This window comes from Acidobacteriota bacterium (assembly GCA_016196065.1).
In the GTDB taxonomy this organism is placed as follows: domain Bacteria; phylum Acidobacteriota; class Terriglobia; order Terriglobales; family Acidobacteriaceae; genus Acidiflorens.
In genome coordinates, this window is sequence record JACPYL010000012.1 from 560,060 (window position 1) to 577,610 (window position 17,551).

The following is a 17,551-nucleotide window of genomic DNA, read 5'->3' on the forward strand; positions in this document are numbered from 1 at the left end:
CCGAATGGGTGAAGGTTGTGATGCCTAGGGCGCGGGTTTCGCAAACGCAATCGGACGCGCCGCCACAATCCCCTTACCTTCCTGGACCGTGATGAACTGATTCGCCTTCACGTCGGAGATGGAGTCCTTGCGGCCGCTGGGCCAGACGATCTCCAGGCTTACCGTCTTTCCTTCTTCCGGTCTGCCCAGGCCGAACGTCAGAGTCAGTTCGCTCTGCGACAAATAACTCGACCCGGTTTTCACCATCTGAAACTGGCGGACGCCATTACTGTTCTTCAGCGTGACTTTCGCGCCAATGCCGTCGCGGTTCGATCGCGTTCCTACGGTCCTTACTCGCAGGACGTCGTTCTGATTTCCATTTTCATTCCGCAGGAGCCGTACCGGTCCGTTGTTGGCGGTGAGAAGCAAGTCCAAGTCGCCGTCGTTGTCGAAATCCCCATAGGCCGCGCCGCGTCCAACGATTGGTTGTTGCAGAGCGCGGCCGAGTTGGGCCGTGACTTCTTCGAACTTACTCTTGCCTTTGTTGCGGAAGAGGTGCGGAGGTTGCGCGTACTTCACTTTCGGTTGGACCACGTTGATATCGTCCGCCACGTGCCCGTTGACTGCGACAATATCGAGTAGCCCATCGAGATCGTAGTCAAAGAAAAAAGATCCGAACGTCAGCGATTGCACCGACATCCGGCTGAGCCCGGAGGCCCCTGCCTCATCCGTAAACAAACCCGAACCGTCGTTGTGATAGAGAGCCATCCCTTCGTTGGTGAAGTTGCCGATGACCAGGCTTTGCCATCCGGAATTGTCGTAGTCGGCCGCATCGGTGCCCATGCCCGCGCGGACGGTTCCCGCATCGCCATACGCGACGCCTGCGGCAATGGCTTCGTCCGTGAAAGTGCCGTTGTGATTGTTGTGGTAGAGCTTGTTCGGTTCGGTGTCGTTCGAAACGAACAGGTCGAGCCAGCCATCGTTGTCGTAGTCGAGCAGTGCAATACCGAGAGACTTGCTGGTCGGGTCATGCAGACCGGCGCGCTGGGTTACGTTCTCGAAAGTTCCATTGCCTTTGTTATGAAACAGCGTTGAACTCTCGCCCTTGAAAGCTTGCGGCGTGCAGTACGACTTGTTCTTGCCGTCGAGAGTGCAGAACTGATCTTTTTCGATCGACCAGTCGATGTAGTGCGCGACGAAGAGGTCGAGCTTGCCATCGTTGTCGTAGTCGAACCACGCCGCACTGGTTGAGAATCCAGGATCGGCAACGCCTGCCTTTGCCGTGACATCGGCGAATTTTCCATTGCCCAGATTGCGGAACAGATGGTTCGATCCTACTGCGGTGATGTAGATATCGACATTGCCATCGTTATCGTAGTCGGCAGCAGCGCAGCCCAATCCATAACCTTCAAACAAAAGGCCGGCGGCGCGCGTGACGTCGGTGAAGGTGCCGTCGTGATTGTTGTGATAGAGGGTGGAAAATGACTTCGTTGTCTGATGTCCGGGCCAATCCGTCGAATTGATCAGTAGAATGTCCTGCCATCCGTCGTTGTCGTAGTCCAGGAAGCAGACGCCGGGACCCATAGTTTCGGGAAGGTACTTTTTTCCGAAAGCACCGTTGTTGTATTTGAAGTGAATGCCCGCTTCCGCGGTGACGTCGGTGAACTGGATGGGGCCGGAAGGGCGCGAGGCAGCGACGGTTTGGGATGAAGGTACCGCTGGCGCGGGTTCCGCACTGACCGGAGTTTCGTTCGAGGTCACCGCAGGCGAAGCCGTCGTGGATTCCGCCGGAGGAGTTCGCTTGCAACTCGCCAGGAAAACGATCGCAATAATGACGATGACGAGATTCCAGGCGCTTCGGGTCTTTGGCATGAATATCGACTTCGTAATCCGCACTTCCTTATGAACTTGCTTAGGCGGTCGCGGGCACCTTTGCCACGGCGCGCCGCGAATCCCACCACATCTCGATCAGAAACGCAGCCGGGCCAACGAGAAAGAGCGCATAGAACGGCGCATAAACGACCTGTTCGAGACGGAATATCATTTCGACAAATGCAATCAGGAAAGCCACCACGCACTGCGCTTTCCGGTTGCGCACCGTCGTCTTCGGGTCCGTGATCATAAAGAAGATGAAGAGCTGGTACATCGGCCCGGTCAGCGGCGCGACTTCTGCAAGCCACGGGCTGCCGGTAAACCAGCTTCGTACAAAGGCGAAGGCGATAAACGACAGCACGTAAGTGGCGGTGATGTTAAAACGGTGGACGCGATAGATAATCACTGAGCCCAGAACCCAAATGACGAGCATCGGCCAGACATTGTTTCCCCACTGAATGCTGAGGGTCGCAACCGTTTCGGGCGCGAGAAATAGCAATACAGATATCCCGAAGTTCGACGGATTCCAGATGTGGCGATTCTTCAGCCGCAAGACATACTTCGACGAAATCGAAAGCAAGCTGCACACCACATACGGCCAATACGCGGGAGAACGAACTAGGATTCCCACGCTGATGCCGCTAATGTATGCGCTCGCGGGATGAAGCCACTTGCGCATCAGCAGCCATCCCAGCGTGAGCTCGGCCGCAACGCTGGTAACAATCGCCAGCGCGGTTTTCTGGTAGCTCTCCAGAATGCCAAACGAAAGATGGCCGGCCAGCAGAATGCAAGTGATGAAAATCGGCGCCAGATAACGGTTTTCCGGACCAAAGAAGCGCTTGAGCGCGCCCGAAGACTGCGGCGCGATCGACGGCGTGACCGGAGCGGTCTGTGTGCTCATGCAGCCTCCTTGATCTTGTGCGCCTGATTGACAGCGGGGCTCTCCACAGTTTGAACTTTACCGGACGGCCAGCGGATCACGGCTTTCTCAATTTTTGCGTTCTTGCCCAAGCCAAAATGTAACGGGCGCTGGTTCTGCGCACAGAATCCGCTGCCTCCGGAAACCTCTTGTGCTTGCTGTTGGCCGTTCCAGAAAAGTGTCACTTGCGCGCCGATCGCGCTCCGGTTGCTGGTTGTGCCTTCGAGGTCAAACTCGATCCATTGATTCTCGGGAGCGACCGTGTTCTTGTAAATCAACAGCGGGCCGCGTTGATTAGCGGCCACGACGTCGAGAACGCCGCGATTCCACAAGTCAACCAGCGCCACGGATCGTCCATCGTAGGTATCGCTGACACCGACCGATTGTGCGACATCGATAAATTTGCCTGCGCCATCGTTCATCCAGACGCGCTTGTGTTGATATCCCGACAGACTGCGGCCTTCCATCGCAGGCCAATTCTTGGCGTCGCCGATGATCAGCGTATTGCCGCCCGCGATTTTCGAAAAGTCGTACCAGTAGCTGCGGGTTCGATCAAGAGAGACGTAGCCGTTGGTGAGGTAGAGGTCGAGCGTACCGTCGTTGTTCAGGTCACCAAACTGCGCGCCGAAGCTCCATCCACCAAGTTCCACGCCCAGATCACGCGCAAGGTTTTCATAGTGCAACGCGTTGCCTGACGTGCCTTCTTTCGGAACCCACATATTGTTTCCCTGGATGAGCACGCCGTCTTCGGAAATATTAGAAACATAAATCGAGTACGCGCCACGATTGAAGATGTCTCCAAAAGCCGCGTTCATGCCGCTCTTTGGCGAGAAACCTACGCCAGTCTGCTCACCGACATCGTGGAACCGCTTTCCGTCGTTGAAGTAGAGTTCGGAGATTCCGTAATCGTTGGCGATGAACAAATCCGGATGCCCGTTGCCACGCAGATCGGCGGCTGTCGCGGCTAGTGTCCAATGATGACTGTCGATTCCCGCCTTCTCGGTGATGTCTTCGAATTTGCCGCCGCCGAGATTGTGCAGTAGATATTTGCGCCCGCCGTTCTTCGCGTACTCGAAGCTCTCCGGCATCATGCGGGTATCGGCGAGATGCCAGAGGTCGATCTTCTCGGAATAGTAGCCGCCGATGAACAAGTCGAGCAGTCCGTCGCCGTCGTAATCGAGCCAGATCGCGGTGTTCGCGTTCAGCCACGCGGGTAGTCCAGCCCGCTCGGTTGCCTTCGTGAAACCGTGGCCCTGATTGTTGTGGAACAACTCGGGACGGCCCCACTTGTAAAGAAAAAGGTCTTCATATCCGTCGTTGTCGTAATCGCCCCATACCGCACCCATCGAGACGCCGGTTCCAGGTTGGTTCACATCCGCGATGCTCATCTCGCCGGCTACATCCTTAAACGTGCCGTCGTGCTGGTTGCGATACAACGCATTCTTGCTACCCTCGCCGCTGTTGGTGACGTAGATATCAGGCCAGCCGTCGCGATCGAAATCGACTATGGACACGGCAGCTCCCATCGACGCGACTTGCGGCATGATGTGATCTAACTTGTGGTCGAGGGTCGGAGCCTGATGCACGAAGTTGACGCCAGCCGCGTGGGAGACTTCTTCGAGGTAGAACCCGTGATGAGCGAGCGCTTCCTTGGCGTCGAGCTTCACTGACCCGGAATTGCGCCCGGAGGAAAGTCGTTTGATCACCAGCGGACTCACCACCAGTCCCGCAAAGAGGACAGCGAGCACAATGCGTGTAATCCGGCCCTGTTTCATTTCTTAACGTTCATTTCTCAATGAATTCTTGAAAACTTCCGGTGTCACGTAGCGCGTGTGATAGGTCTGCCAGTCTTCAGGATGATGCCGGTAGGTCCACTCATCTTCGAGACGACCCGGAGCCGTGTTGTAGACATCCTTGGCATGATACGGCAATGGCAGAACTGTCTTGGAGAAGGTTGAGTTGAAGTCTCCGTCCTTGATCCAGCCATCACCGAGGATGACGAAATCGCGCAGCCAACCGCTGGCGGGCGCTGGTTGCTCGGGGAAACGCAGCGACATCTCATCTCCCGAATTGACGATCACATAGCGGTCGTCCACGTTCGCCAGAAGTTCGTTCACATCGCCATAGCGAGTGTAGTAGCCGATCAGGTCGCGCCAGCGTTGCTTGGAACCTTCCAGGTGATTGTAGTCCGGAACTTCCGGCGCTCCGCTGTCGGGCCGATGAACAACGGAATAGCCGCGATAGTGAAGATCGGCATACGACGGGTTCATGCGTGCTGTTTTTATGGGAGCATCCGGCATGCCGCGCGCCCAGGTGATCGCGTCCCAGTAAATTTCCAGGTTCGTGCGGATGCGCACCCGCCGAGGCGTACCGGGAACGAAAGCATTCGTCAGATTGAAGAGTACTGTCTTCTTTCGTCCTGCCGGAAATCCCAGGTTCGATTGCGCTACTTTCCACCCGCCACGTCCATCGGGCACTTCGAGGCTCATGCCCTGCGCGTGCCAACGGTGACCCTGAGTGATTGCAACGTTAATCGACGAGTCCGTGTCGTGGATGGACCCTTGCCCAATCAAATACAGCGGACCGGTCGTCGGGACATCGTTGCCCAGATCAACTTCGACGTAATGATCTCGCGTGACGCCTTGATATTGTCCGCGGCCGAGATTCTCGAGCGCTCGTCCGTCGAGGGCACTCAGGATATCGGTCACGTCGACGCCGTGGTCGTCCAAGGCCTGTGCGATCTTGTGTGGAGTTTCCACCACCGTGTATCCGGGCTTCTGCGGCGGGATGACGAAGCGCTCATCCACAAAAATCTCGGTACCCACCGGATGGTCAACCGCCATCAGCGCCAGGTAGTCGTAGTAGTACGTCTCCCATAATTCCGCGCCGATGCGGACGTCGTAGTAGCTGTCGTGCGGAGCAAGTTGTTCGCGTCCGATTTTGTACCATTCCACGGTGGTCGCGACGCGTGCCGCGCCCAGCGTGTTGATGCGTAATCCAATTGCGGCCCCCCAGGGCACGGCATCTTTGACGAATTCCATCTCCTTGCCGTTGTATGCAAACAGGAATGGACAGGAAGCTTTCAGACGCTGCTCGACCGTCACGTCCTGATCGGCCTTCGCGGCAAACTCGGCGCGCACCGTTCCATTCGGCCAGACCACGCGAATCACATCCGAACTGGTCTGCTCGCCCAATCCAAAATGCAGCTGCGGCCCGGTAATGGGTTGCTTTTGCAGTAACAGACCGGAGCGAATTTCAATTTCGCCGCCGACGCCGAAGGGATTGATCCGCTGATCGCCAACAGACTGCACGCCATGCGGACGAATGATCTGCCAGTGATAGTTCTTCGAGCCGTGATTGAGAGCCTGAACCGGCTGCCCGTCGGCGGTCAGGCCCAACAGGTCAAGTTTGCCGTCGTTACTTATGTCGGCCGCATCGAAGACGTTGGGTGGGCCGAAGGAGTGATTCAGTGCGATGAATTTGCCTGTGTCGTCCTTGAGCCAGATCAAAGCTCCGTCAGCGCCCTTGCCAGGAATGACCTGAGAGAGAATCAGATCAGTCGAGCCGTTATTGTCGAGGTCGGCGACATGCAACCGCACTTCACCGGCAAGGTAAGCTGCCGCATTCGTGACACGAGTGATCTCCGCCGTGTCCCAATCCTGTCCTTCATTCTTGTCGGAGATCCGAACAACTGCGCCATCGGCTTTCACCGCCAGCAGATCGAGAACGGAATCGTCATTGACGTCCGCCACGGCAATTGCCTTTACCAAAGACACGCCAGGCGGCAGCGATCGTTCGCGGAACTGTCCCAGCCGTTCGTTGCTAAAAATGTGTAGTTTGCCCGCGGCGTCGATCATGGCGACGTCGGGATCTCCGTCGCCGTCGAGATCGGACCACGCAAGTTGTGTCAGACCCGAAACGCCATTGAAGGGGTGGATCGCAGTGAACGTGTCGTCCCCGTTGTTTCTTAGGACGGTCGGCTCTCCGGACTTCGCGCCGAGGACAATATCGAGATCACCATCGGCTTCGATATCAAGCGCCCACGCTCCGGTATAGCTGGCGTTCACAACCGAACCAGGCAGCGTCGTCTTCGCGGTCACGTCGGTGAATGCGGTCGGACCGTCCTGGCGCAGCAAGCGGACTCCGCCGGCACCAGCCAACACAAGATCGCTTTTGAAGTCGTAGTTGAAGTCGATCGGGATGACGTCCTCCGGCGACGGTGCAATGCCTGACCTGCCACCAGGAAACGGAAACTTTGCGCCGGTGGACAATCGCACTTCGTTTCCGTTCGCGACAGCAATTGCGGGCGCGCCCGCGCTGGCCAGTGGAATGGACCCTATCCAACTCCATCGCCCGTCTCCGATGCCGATGACCGGGCCGGAGGTGAAATCGATCGTCACATCGGCGGGCGCGGGTTTGAAGACGGGTGTCTCCATCGCCAGAAAATGAGTGAACGGCTGAGCTTCCTCGCCGGGCGCAGCTTTGATTACGCCGAGGCTTGCCCGAAAGTCAGGAACGCGCATCAGGACATTGCGCAGAAACATCGTCCGGGTCGCTGCGGCGCGAGGATCGGGACCGGCGGCGGCTGCCTTCAGAGATGCAACCTGCAGCTGCACTTCCGGAGGCCACGCCAACGATTGCGCACTGATGCGGGCCACGGCAGCGTGCAGTGTGGCTGCGTCTCCGCGTTTTGCGGCCACTCGTCCGATTTCGAGCAGCGCCGCCAGATTGTCGGGCTGCGCGTCGAGAATCTTTTGTATCACCCGCTGAAATTCAGCTTCGTTTTCGTCGCCACCCTGCCGCTCGATTTCCTCCGCCAACTGATAGGCGGCCCGCAAATTCCGCGGATTCAACTCCACCCCTTTCCGCAAGTCAGCAATGGCTTCCGCCTGATGTCCGCGGCTACTTTCCAGCAGGCCGAGCAGGTAGTAGATTTGATCGTTTTGCGAAGCGAGTTTGTGAGCCTGTTCCAGTCGTTGAGCGGCGAGGTCGTAATTCCGTTGGCGGAACGCCAGCACGCCCCAATTGGCCCATCCCGCGGGCTCGGCGGGCACGAGTTTGGTCAACTCGGCAAGCTTGCTGTCGGCATAGACATCGTGTCCGACCTGCAACGCTGCCAGGCCAACGTAGAACGCGGACACCGTGTCCGCATAGGCTTTTGAGCCCTTATCGGGCATCTTGGGCTTCGAACTGCATCCCGAAAACACCACGGCGAGCGTCGCTAACAGAGCTAAGAGGGTCGCGAATAAAGAAGGTGTCGAGCGTCGAATGAGCATTCAGTCCCTTGCAAAGATATAGGTAAACGCCGCTTGCCGCCTAGTCACCAGTCACCTGGTGCAGTCTTGAAGAGCTTCGTATCAGGGCATGCCTTCAGGCATGCCAAAAGCGCAAAGGACTTGACCGGCTTTAGCCGCTGGAATTTGGCATTCAATCCCAGCGGCTGAAACCGCATCCAGTATCCCGCTACTTTCGGCATGGCTAAAGCCATGCCCTGATACGAAACCTTGGTCGTCAAACTGCGGCACCGCCCGACATTTCTTAACTTGCAAACTCGTTTCTTGGTGAGATCTTCATCGCGATCAGAATCGGTGTCGTCATAAACGTCGTAACCAGCGCCATCATCACCATCATCGTAAACAGCGGCGGCGACAGGATACCGAGATCGAGGCCAGCGTTCAGGATTACTAATTCCACCAATCCGCGGGTGTTCATAAGGACTCCAAGACCCACGGAGTCTTTCCAATTCATTCCCGACACTCTCGCGGCGAGGGCAGCCCCTGCCAGTTTGCCAAATACCGCTACAGCGATAATCGCCGCCGCGTAACCCCACATCGAGCTCCCAGTGAGGAGGTCAATGCGAGTCCGCAATCCAGTAAGCGCAAAAAACAAGGGCAACAGCAGCGCGAGGCTAAGCGATTCGATCCCCTCGATTACTTCGCCGATCATCGGTTCGTTCTTAGGCACGATCAGGCCGGCTACGAACGCACCAAATAGCGCGTGTACACCCAATCGCTCCGTCGTCCAACTGGCGGCGAGCATGATCAGAACCAGGGAAGAAATTAGTTCCATCCCCGCACCGTGCTTCAGATACCGGGACTCGAGAAACGACACGGCGCGACGAACTGGGACCATCATCACCGCAACAAACGCCACCAGGAAAAGGAGCGTAATCCCGAAGCGCTGCCAGTTTTGCGCGGAACGCACCATCGCCGTAAGAACAGCCAGGAGCAACCATGCGCTGATGTCATCGATTGCAGCGCAGGAAATCGCCATTGTTCCGAGACTGGTTCCGAGCAGGTTTCGCTCTTTTAAGATTCGCGCTAGCACCGGGAACGCGGTGATGCTCATGGCCGTTCCCATGAAGAGGGCGAAAGTCGGAAAGGAAACGTTCGCGCCGGCAAATTGGGAATACAGTGTTTTGGCTAGCGCGACTCCCAAAGCCAGTGGCAACAGGATGCTGCAATTGCTGATCAGCACAACTGCGGCACGCTGTTTTACGATGCGTTTGAGATCGACCTCAAGTCCAACCACAAACATGAACAGAAGCAGGCCCAGCTGACTCAACACCCCGATCGCGGGAATCGACGAGGCTGGAAAAACGTAAGCAAAAGTTCCCGGAAAGAACCGGCCCAACAATGAAGGACCCAACACGATGCCGGCGGTCATCTCCCCCACGACCCGCGGCTGGCCGATGCGCTGGAAAATCCAGCCCAATACTCGCGCCGCAAGCAGAATGGTGCCTACCGAAAGAATCAATTGTTCCGCGTTCACTGTTGCGCCTTTGCAGGGAGCATGTGCCGTTCCAGTTGCGAGCGATTCAAATTTGAGTGATGCCGTTACGACCGGCTGTGACCACCGTCACAGAACGTCCCTGGGTTCCGACCTACGCTAATGCGTAATTCAAGATTCACCCAGGAGTTCCACCATGCCAACAGCAGTCCTCACAGAAACAGAAGTTCTCGCCAATCAGCAAACCATTCTGAAGAACCAGAGCTTTATCCTGAAAAACCAGGAAGAGATCAAGAAAAATCAGTTGAACCTGATCGTAAAGAACCAGGAAGAAATCAAACGCAACCAGGATGAGATCAAGAAGAACCAAGAGACCCTGAACGTCATCCTAAAGAACCAGGAAAAGATTCTGGCTGCTGTCCGCCACTAGAAATTGCGCCCCGGTGGAGGAAGCCTCGGCCGGGGCCTCTGTTTTCCGCAAGTTCCGCGGCTTACTGCCCCGCCGTGGTCATGTCGATGTCGGCGGCCTTGATGTCCGTCGGGATGAAGGAACGATCGAGCAGATCCTTCATTTCCACCTTCGTCGTCAGAATTCCCGCCTTGATCCCCATGTCTCGGATCTGCTCCATCTCCTGATCCGACGGATTCAGCATGCGATAGCTCACTCGGTCCGGAGGTTCCGTGAGCACGTAACGGATCAATTTCTCGTCCTGGCGGAAGTAGGGCTGCACCACTTTGGCAGCGTCTACCCGATGTGTTTCTGCCCATTCGCCACTCTGCGCGATCCCTCGCACCAAATCTCTGACAACTGCCGGACGCTCGTTGATCAGCTTCTCGTGGACCACCAACACACAGGAGATGAAGTGAGGCCAGATGTCCTTGGCATAGTAAAGGACTCGGCCGCTGCCATCGAGCTCCGCTTTGGCGGCAAACGGTTCGCCGACAAAATACGCGTCAATCGCTTTGGCCGCCAGGGCGCCCGGCATGTCCGGCGGCGGCATCTCGACAAACCTGATTTCATCCGCCCGCACGCCTTGATCCTGCATGAGCTTGTGGATGACCAGGTTCTGATTGCTGTACCGGCTGGGGATCGCAAAGGTCTTGCCGCGAAGATCGCGCAGGCTCTTGATTGAGGTGTTCTTCCCCACCATGACTTCTGACCCGTCGCGATGTCCCAGGTACAGGATCTTTACGGGGACGCCTTCCTCCCTCAATTTCATGGCCAGAGGAGCGATCATGAAGGCGGCCTGGATACGTCCGGCCTTGATCGATTCGGCCATGGTAGGAAAATCGGTAAAGCGTTGGGATTCGAATCGAGTCGACTTGCTCGCCTTGGTGGCAAAGTCGGTGACGGGGCAGGTGAGATGGCAGGTGACGGGCAAGAAACCGACCTTCAGCATCTCCCGTTGCTCTACTGCACTCACCGCACCGGTCCCGTTTCGATGCCACGGCTTGTAGCGAAGCAGACTGATTACCGCTATGAAGACAACGAATCCGAGTAGCCAACGAACCATGGAAGATCGAAACATGAGACTCACTCCTGGTGCCCATTCTGTGCGCGTGTCCAAGGCGCATTGTCGCTTAGGAAGCAGTGTATTCTCCCGTGTCTGATTCCAGATTGAGTTTCGTCAAGACTCGGTGAATCGCCTGGACGACCTCCGGGTGGGTGGGATCCCGTGGCCGCGGTGTGCCCATACTCAATTCGTAACGAATCTGCGCTGGCCGTTCGCCGAGAACAAGCACGCGGTCCGCAAGTTGTGCCGCTTCTTCAATGTCGTGCGTGACCAGAACGACTGTGCGGGGACGTTCATGCAGGATGCGGGCCAGTTCCTGCCTCATTCGGAGACGCGTCAAATAGTCGAGCGCCGAAAAGGGTTCATCGAGCAGCAAGATATCGGACGACCCCGCCAACGCCCTTGCCAGTTCCACGCGCTGCCGCATGCCGCCGGAAAGCTGGTGAGGATAGCTGTTTTCAAATCCTTCCAGCCGGATCAGTCCCACCAATTCGCGGACCTGCTCGTGGAGTTCCACCTTGTTCTTCACATGCCGCAGGCCGAGTGCGATGTTTTCCGAGACCGTCTGCCAGGGGAACAAACCGTCCTGCTGATGCACCATGCGGCTCTCGCCTTTGCGCTCCACAGTACCCGAGGTAGGCCGGTCGAACCCGGAAAGGAGGTTCAGCAACGTGGTCTTTCCGCAACCGGAAGGACCGACGATCGCCACGAACTCGCCCTGCGAGACTTCGATGGACAGATCGCGGAGTACTTCCAGAGCGTCGAATGATCGCGAGACGTGACTAAGCTGCAAGCGGGACCCTGTCATCGGCCTTATCTTTCGTATCCCCACCGGATGCTTGGGATCTTCGTGAGTTGTTCGAGGGCTCGGTCAATCCCAACGCCGACCAGTCCGATGACGATCATCTCGACCACGAGAATGTCCGTTCGGAGACCATTGCGAGAATCCATTACGGCGAAACCAAGCCCGTCGCGGCCAGCGATCATCTCGGCGGCAACCACCACCAGCCAGCACACGCCAGCCGTGACCCGAAGAGTGGTGACCACCTGCGGCATGATGGCAGGCAACGTAACCCGCATCAGCTTTTCCGAATCGGACATTCCAAAGTCCCTGGCCACGCGGGAATAAATAGTAGGAACGTTAGCCGCAGCGGCCATCGTCGCCAGGACCACCGGAAAAAACGCCGATAAGAAGATGAGAAAGATGGGAGAGGCATCGCCCACGCCGAACCAGAGAATCGCGAAGGGAATCCAGGCGAGGGGCGAGAGATTCCGAAAAAAATTAACGATGGGTAGAAAGGCTGTTCGCAACAGCAGATTCTGTCCCATCCAGAGGCCTGCCGGAATGCCGGTCACCACGGCGAGTCCAAATCCGCAGGTAACCCGGAACAGTGAAGTGATGAGATCGGTAAACAGCTGACCGGTGCGAGCCTCTTCTCTGAAGCCGCGCAGAACCGCGAGCGGTCCAGGAAACGCACTCTCGTGAAAGATCCCGCTCCACCAGATGACAGTCCAGATGACGATCATCGCCGCCACCACCAAGAGAGGAAGAGCGACCGATCGGATGGCGCCAGGTTTCTTCATTTTGGGTTACAAGGAAATCGCTTATTTTCTGGCCAACCAGTCTGAGAGTCAATAATAGATTGGCACTATGATTTCCCGAGCCCAGCTCATCAACCTTGCAGATAAGGGCGGCAATTGAATCCTTTCCGCCAGTTTTACGTTTTTCGAGAACCAGCCAGCGCCTGGTAAGTGAAATCGGCAATCGCCGAGTCCTGCACGCCTGTTCCCGTCAGATCGCACACTGAAAGCTGGTGGTCGCTGGATCGCGCCGTCTTGCGGCCTGACGTCACCTCGCCGAGCTCGATGACGCGGTTACGGTCGATCGTCGCGGTTTGTAATTCTCCCAACCGGCGGCACTGTTCGTAGGAGTCGCACACAATCACGTCTGCTTTCTCGACCACCGCAGGGTCGAGTTCGTGTTTGCCTGGGCCATCGGATCCGATCGCAGTGATGTGTAATCCGGGATGGAGATCGTCGACCTTGATGAGGGATTCGCGTGCCGTCGTGGCCGTCACCACCAGATCGCTCGCTTTGACGAGCGCAGATACAGAAGCTGCTTTGCTGAAGGTGGAGTCGACCTTGCTCTTCATTTCGCGGATGTAGGCGTCTGCAGAATCCGCGCTGCGCCCGAACACGATCACTTGTCTGAACTTTCGGACCAGAGTCAGCGCCTCCAGTTGCCAGCGCGCCTGAATGCCGGTGCCGACGATGCCGACGGTTTCAATTTGCGTACGAGCCAGATACTTCGCTGCAATCGCTCCAGCGAGCGCCGTGCGCAGGTCGGTCAGGTAACCATTGTCTGCAAAGATCGCCTTCACAAAGCCGGTTTGCGCGTCCAGATAGAGGATCAATCCGCTCGAATTGGGTAGCCCAAGCTTCGAGTTTCCATAAAATCCAGTCGCAACCTTTACGGCGAAGCCAGCGGTGCCGCGAATGTATGCGGTCTTCACGTGGACTTCCCCCTGCAAGTCGTCGATATGCATCCCCAATGGTGGAGGCATGATGACGCGGCCTTCGGCCAGTGCGCTAAAAGCGTTCTCAATGCAGGCTAACGCCGCCGCGGTCAATCCGGAGCCGGATTGAATCTCGGATTGGTTGAAGATGCGGACAGCGGGTGGGGACATGGCGGACAATCTATCACTTGTTGACTTGTTCAACAAGACTACATACACTCGCCCCCATGCAGGAAAGGACATTCCGCGGCATCGTCCCGCTCGAACGCGCCAGCACGGTGGATCGTGTCACGGAAATGCTGCGCGACGAATTGCTGTCCGGCAGACTCGCGCCGGGAACGACATTGCAGGAGATTCCGCTCGCGACGGCGCTACGAGTATCCCGCAACACGTTGCGCGAAGCGGTGCGAACGCTGGTCGCGGAAGGCCTGCTCACGCGGACGCCTCACAAGGGCATCGTGATTTCGAATCTCACGCCTGCCGACGTCGATGAACTGTTCGAGGTGCGCGAGTTGCTGGAGTCAGCGGCCCTCGAAAAGGCTTGTGCCATGCGATCGGGGATTCTTCCGATCCTGAACGAAAAAATCGAAGGACTGCGCCGCGCTATGGCCGCGGGAAACGAACGCAGCATTGTGGAGATGGATCTCGCTTTTCACCAGGCCCTGTTGAGCGCTCTGGGGAGCACGCGCCTGCAGCATTTCCACGCCGTCCTGATTTCTGAGTTGCGGCTCGCACTCGCGGTTCTGGACCGTGACGGTGGAGGCGCATCCATCAAGCAGATGGTTGCACAGCACCAGCAGATCGTCGCCGCGATCAAGACCGGCAACGTCGCCCGATCGCAACAACTTCTACTCCGCCATCTACGGGATTCGAAAGACCGCCTGAAAAGTCTTTTGCGGCAACGGGAGAACAAGGACAAATGAGCACAGCCATCATGGCGGAATCAGTTTTTCAGAAATTCGGTGTCCGCCCCGTGATCAACGCGTGTGGTATTTACACCGACCTGGGCGGCACTGTCTTTTCGCCGAGTGTGTGGCGTGCGATGGAGGAGATCAATCAAAGTTTTGTGCGGATGGTTGATCTGCTCGATCGCTCGGGCGAAATGATCGCGAAGATGATTGGCTCGGACGCCGCACGCGTCGTGCCCGGAGCGTCGGCCGCCATCACGCTCGGCACGGCGGCGTGCATCGCAGGCAAGGATGGCAAAGCGTGGGAACAACTTCCCGACAGCTCGGGCCTGAAAAGCGAAGTCGTCATGCAGAAGGCGCATCGTTACAAATACGACCGTATGGTCCGCATTGCCGGCGGACGCCTGATCGAAGTGGGCACTTCTCACGGAACGAGCATCGCGGAGTTCCAGAAAGCATTCAATTCCGAGACGGCGATGGTGATCTTTCCTGCGCACTTGGAATCGAGGCCCGGCACTCTTTCGCTACGCTCCGTGAGCGCGATCGCGAAAGAGCGTGGCGTGCCATTGCTTGTGGATGCGGCGTACATGAACGATCCCACCAGCATCATGCACAGCTACATCGAGGCTGGCGCCGATCTGGTCTGTTTCAGCGCCAAGTATTTCTGGGGACCGAACTCTGGTGGCATCATCTGCGGGCGCCGCGATCTCATCGATGCTGTAGCGGGAATCGATTTCACGCGCTACGAATCGGGGCAGTACCTGACGTTCGGCCGTCCATTCAAAATGGATCGGCACACTATCGTAGCCACGGTGGTGGCCCTGCAGGAGTGGTTGGTGATGGATCACAGAGCGCGCTGGTCTGTGTACGGTGAGAGAGTGGCGGCGATGCGCGAGAGGCTGTCCGGCCTGCCTGCAATCCATACGGAAGCCAAATACTTCACCATGGACGAGCGGTTGCTCGACAATCCCGTGTCCTGCATGACCGTCGAATTTCCCGGCGGCGCCTCTGAAGCGGAAGACGTGAGCACGCAGTTGCTGATTGGCGATCCATGCATAGCCACTGTAGTCGTAGATGGTAGATTGGTCGTGGCGGTGGACACGTTGCTCGACCAGCAGCATCTCGAGATCGCAGCGCGCTTGCAGGAAATTCTGCGCCGGAGATGATCGGCTAACTATTCTCAATGTCACGCCCCCTGCGCAGGTAAAATTCCGCACAGGAACTCTTCATGACAAAATTCATTTCGCTCGGTTGGGGAGTTGCGTTGGCATTCTTGTGCGCGATCGCTCAGCCCGTTTGCTCCTCCGCTCAAACCGCTCCCGCTCAGTCGACTGCTGCGCCCACCAGGGAACTTGACTGGGATACTTATGTCGACAAAGTGCAGGGCGCCTGGCTGGGAAAGATGATCGGAGTCACTTTCGGCGCGCCGTGGGAATTTCGCTATCAGAACACGCCCATCGGATTCGATATTGCCGATTGGCCGCTTTCGCCGACCCACATGAAAGACTACCGGCGACGCACTATCAGCAAACCAGGCGATTGGAATCCGATCACCAGTGAAGCCGACAACCAGACAGTCGACATTGGCCTTGATTTCGTCGTCGATGCAGAAAAAACGCACGCCGGCATCGGCATTCCGGACAACGACGACATCTATATCAACCTCCTGTTCCTGTATTGTCTGCGGCGCTATGGGATTGATGTCGATCCGGTGACGGTCGCTCACGAATGGGACAAGAAGATTCGCCAGGTGTGGCACGCGAACGACGCAGGGCTATCCAATATTCGCAAAGGCATCCTGCCACCTGATTCGGGGAGTCCGCGCTACAACGTGCATGCGGACGACATTGATTTCCAGATTGAAGCCGACATTTTCGGAATGATCGCTCCCGGCATGCCACAGGTTTCCAATCGATACGGCGAGCGCATGGGACACATCATGAACTACGGCGACGGCGTGTACGGCGGCCTGTTTGTTGCTGCCATGTACACGCAGGCCTTCTTCGCGAAAGACATTCGCGAAGTCGTCGATAACGGTCTGAAAGCCATTCCCGCGCAGAGTCTTTATGCGCAGACCATTCATGATGTCGTGCAATGGCACGACCAGTATCCGAATGACTGGCTCAAGACGTGGCATCTCGTGCAGGCGAAGTGGGGCGAAGTCGATCACTGCCCGGATGGCTACAAGAAGCCGTTCAATATCGATGCAAAACTAAACGGCGCCTACATCGTCATGGGATTGCTCTACGGCAATGGCGACTGGTACAAGACCATGACCTATGCCACGCGCGCCGGCCAGGATGCCGACTGCAATCCGTCCAATGCCGCCGGTATTCTGGGAACCCTGATTGGCGCGCACGCGATCCCGAAGGAATATACCGAACCAGTGCACAACACGTACTGGAACAGCACGCTGGCCGGCCTTCCTGACTCGTACGAAGTAGACGTGCTCGCGGGCGATACTGCGCAGGTGGGCCTGAAGATTCTGCTGGAGAATGGCGGAGAGGTTGCGTCACGTGCGGGCAAGCTGGTGTTGCTCATTCCGCAACAGCTCCCGGTTCCGCCGGCGAAACTCGAGCAAGTGAAGTGGGACGGCGACCGGGCGATCTTCTAGCGCGCGGAACAGGCTCCTCCCGTCGAATGCCAAGTCACGGCCGCAGGAGCGGCAGATCTCCTGCGGCCGAGCCATGGGTATTCGCACACGTGCCAATTCCTCACATCAGGCAGCTTTCTTACTTTCCTCGATCGCTACCTTTCTTAGGTCGTCACGAAGATTCGCAAGCCTCGGGTACACGGACATCGGGCAGTTCTTCTGCGGGCATATCGGAGCTACCTTTCGCGCCATGGCCCCATCGATATTTCGATAGAGTGCCTTCCCCAGGCAATCGAACCGGTCCGCCAAATCATGTATCCCTTCGTCGGTGAGTTCGGCGAAGATTTCTTCCAGCAGTCCGACTTCGCGCTTGGTTAAGCGGAAGCCCCAATCATCCAGTGTTTTCACAGGTTCTTTCAACAGCTTCTCGCGGAAAACGGAATCCGCTACTGCATTGCCAATAACTGTGATGAGTAGATCCATAACTGCCTCCTTTTTTGATGGTGTGTACTGCCAGGCCC

The 17,551-nt window shown here is 57.2% G+C and carries 14 protein-coding genes; 4 read left to right on the forward strand and 10 right to left on the reverse strand.

Translation table 11 applies throughout. From position 1 onward, the window contains the following. Nucleotides 1-24: 24 nt before the first annotated feature. The 5 genes from HY010_14655 to HY010_14675 all read right to left on the reverse strand — a co-directional run bounded on the left by HY010_14655 (nt 25) and on the right by HY010_14675 (nt 9,541). A complete protein-coding gene (locus tag HY010_14655) occupies nt 25-1,851 on the reverse strand; it encodes a CRTAC1 family protein (GenBank protein MBI3476969.1) in 1,827 nt (608 codons plus the stop codon). Between the two features lie 40 nt (nt 1,852-1,891). Next, complete coding sequence (locus tag HY010_14660) at nt 1,892-2,752, reverse strand: hypothetical protein (protein MBI3476970.1); 861 nt, start codon at nt 2,750-2,752, stop codon at nt 1,892-1,894. Then, on the reverse strand, nt 2,749-4,545 hold the full coding sequence (locus HY010_14665) for a CRTAC1 family protein (GenBank protein ID MBI3476971.1): 1,797 nt from the start codon (nt 4,543-4,545) through the stop codon (nt 2,749-2,751). Before HY010_14665 ends, HY010_14660 begins: the two co-directional genes overlap by 4 nt. 3 nt (nt 4,546-4,548) lie before the next feature. Next, nucleotides 4,549-7,947 (reverse strand): VCBS repeat-containing protein, encoded by a 3,399-nt coding sequence (locus tag HY010_14670; GenBank protein ID MBI3476972.1) that lies wholly within the window; start codon nt 7,945-7,947, stop codon nt 4,549-4,551. A gap of 361 nt (nt 7,948-8,308) precedes the next feature. Continuing rightward, nucleotides 8,309-9,541 (reverse strand): cation:proton antiporter, encoded by a 1,233-nt coding sequence (locus HY010_14675; protein ID MBI3476973.1) that lies wholly within the window; start codon nt 9,539-9,541, stop codon nt 8,309-8,311. A gap of 154 nt (nt 9,542-9,695) precedes the next feature. On the opposite strand from HY010_14675, the gene HY010_14680 reads away from it, so the two are divergent. Further along, nucleotides 9,696-9,929: a hypothetical protein gene (locus HY010_14680; GenBank protein MBI3476974.1), complete on the forward strand. Its 234-nt coding sequence runs from the start codon at nt 9,696-9,698 to the stop codon at nt 9,927-9,929. A 61-nt stretch (nt 9,930-9,990) separates the two neighbouring features. Here HY010_14680 and HY010_14685 read toward each other — a convergent pair whose 3' ends face one another. From HY010_14685 to HY010_14700, 4 genes are all read right to left on the reverse strand, one after another. Continuing rightward, a complete protein-coding gene (locus tag HY010_14685) occupies nt 9,991-11,028 on the reverse strand; it encodes an ABC transporter substrate-binding protein (GenBank protein MBI3476975.1) in 1,038 nt (345 codons plus the stop codon). Nucleotides 11,029-11,080: 52 nt separating this feature from the next. Beyond that, on the reverse strand, nt 11,081-11,821 hold the full coding sequence (locus tag HY010_14690) for an ABC transporter ATP-binding protein (protein ID MBI3476976.1): 741 nt from the start codon (nt 11,819-11,821) through the stop codon (nt 11,081-11,083). A 5-nt stretch (nt 11,822-11,826) separates the two neighbouring features. After that, nucleotides 11,827-12,597, reverse strand: a complete 771-nt coding sequence (locus tag HY010_14695) for an ABC transporter permease (protein MBI3476977.1) — start codon at nt 12,595-12,597, stop codon at nt 11,827-11,829. Between the two features lie 134 nt (nt 12,598-12,731). Continuing rightward, nucleotides 12,732-13,700 carry an ornithine cyclodeaminase family protein gene (locus HY010_14700; GenBank protein MBI3476978.1) on the reverse strand — a complete coding sequence of 323 codons (969 nt, stop codon included), beginning with the start codon at nt 13,698-13,700 and terminating at the stop codon, nt 12,732-12,734. Between the two features lie 56 nt (nt 13,701-13,756). Between HY010_14700 and HY010_14705 the strand changes: the two genes are divergently transcribed. From HY010_14705 to HY010_14715, 3 genes are all read left to right on the forward strand, one after another. Then, the gene (locus tag HY010_14705; GenBank protein ID MBI3476979.1) at nt 13,757-14,452 is read left to right on the forward strand and encodes a GntR family transcriptional regulator; all 696 of its coding nucleotides are present in this window, start codon (nt 13,757-13,759) and stop codon (nt 14,450-14,452) included. Next, on the forward strand, nt 14,449-15,603 hold the full coding sequence (locus tag HY010_14710; protein ID MBI3476980.1) for an aminotransferase class V-fold PLP-dependent enzyme: 1,155 nt from the start codon (nt 14,449-14,451) through the stop codon (nt 15,601-15,603). The genes HY010_14705 and HY010_14710 overlap by 4 nt, the downstream gene beginning before the upstream one ends. Before the next feature lie 62 nt (nt 15,604-15,665). Next, a complete protein-coding gene (locus HY010_14715; GenBank protein ID MBI3476981.1) occupies nt 15,666-17,051 on the forward strand; it encodes an ADP-ribosylglycohydrolase family protein in 1,386 nt (461 codons plus the stop codon). Between the two features lie 105 nt (nt 17,052-17,156). Here HY010_14715 and HY010_14720 read toward each other — a convergent pair whose 3' ends face one another. Then, nucleotides 17,157-17,513 carry a hypothetical protein gene (locus HY010_14720; GenBank protein ID MBI3476982.1) on the reverse strand — a complete coding sequence of 119 codons (357 nt, stop codon included), beginning with the start codon at nt 17,511-17,513 and terminating at the stop codon, nt 17,157-17,159. Between the last annotated feature and the right edge of the window lie 38 nt (nt 17,514-17,551).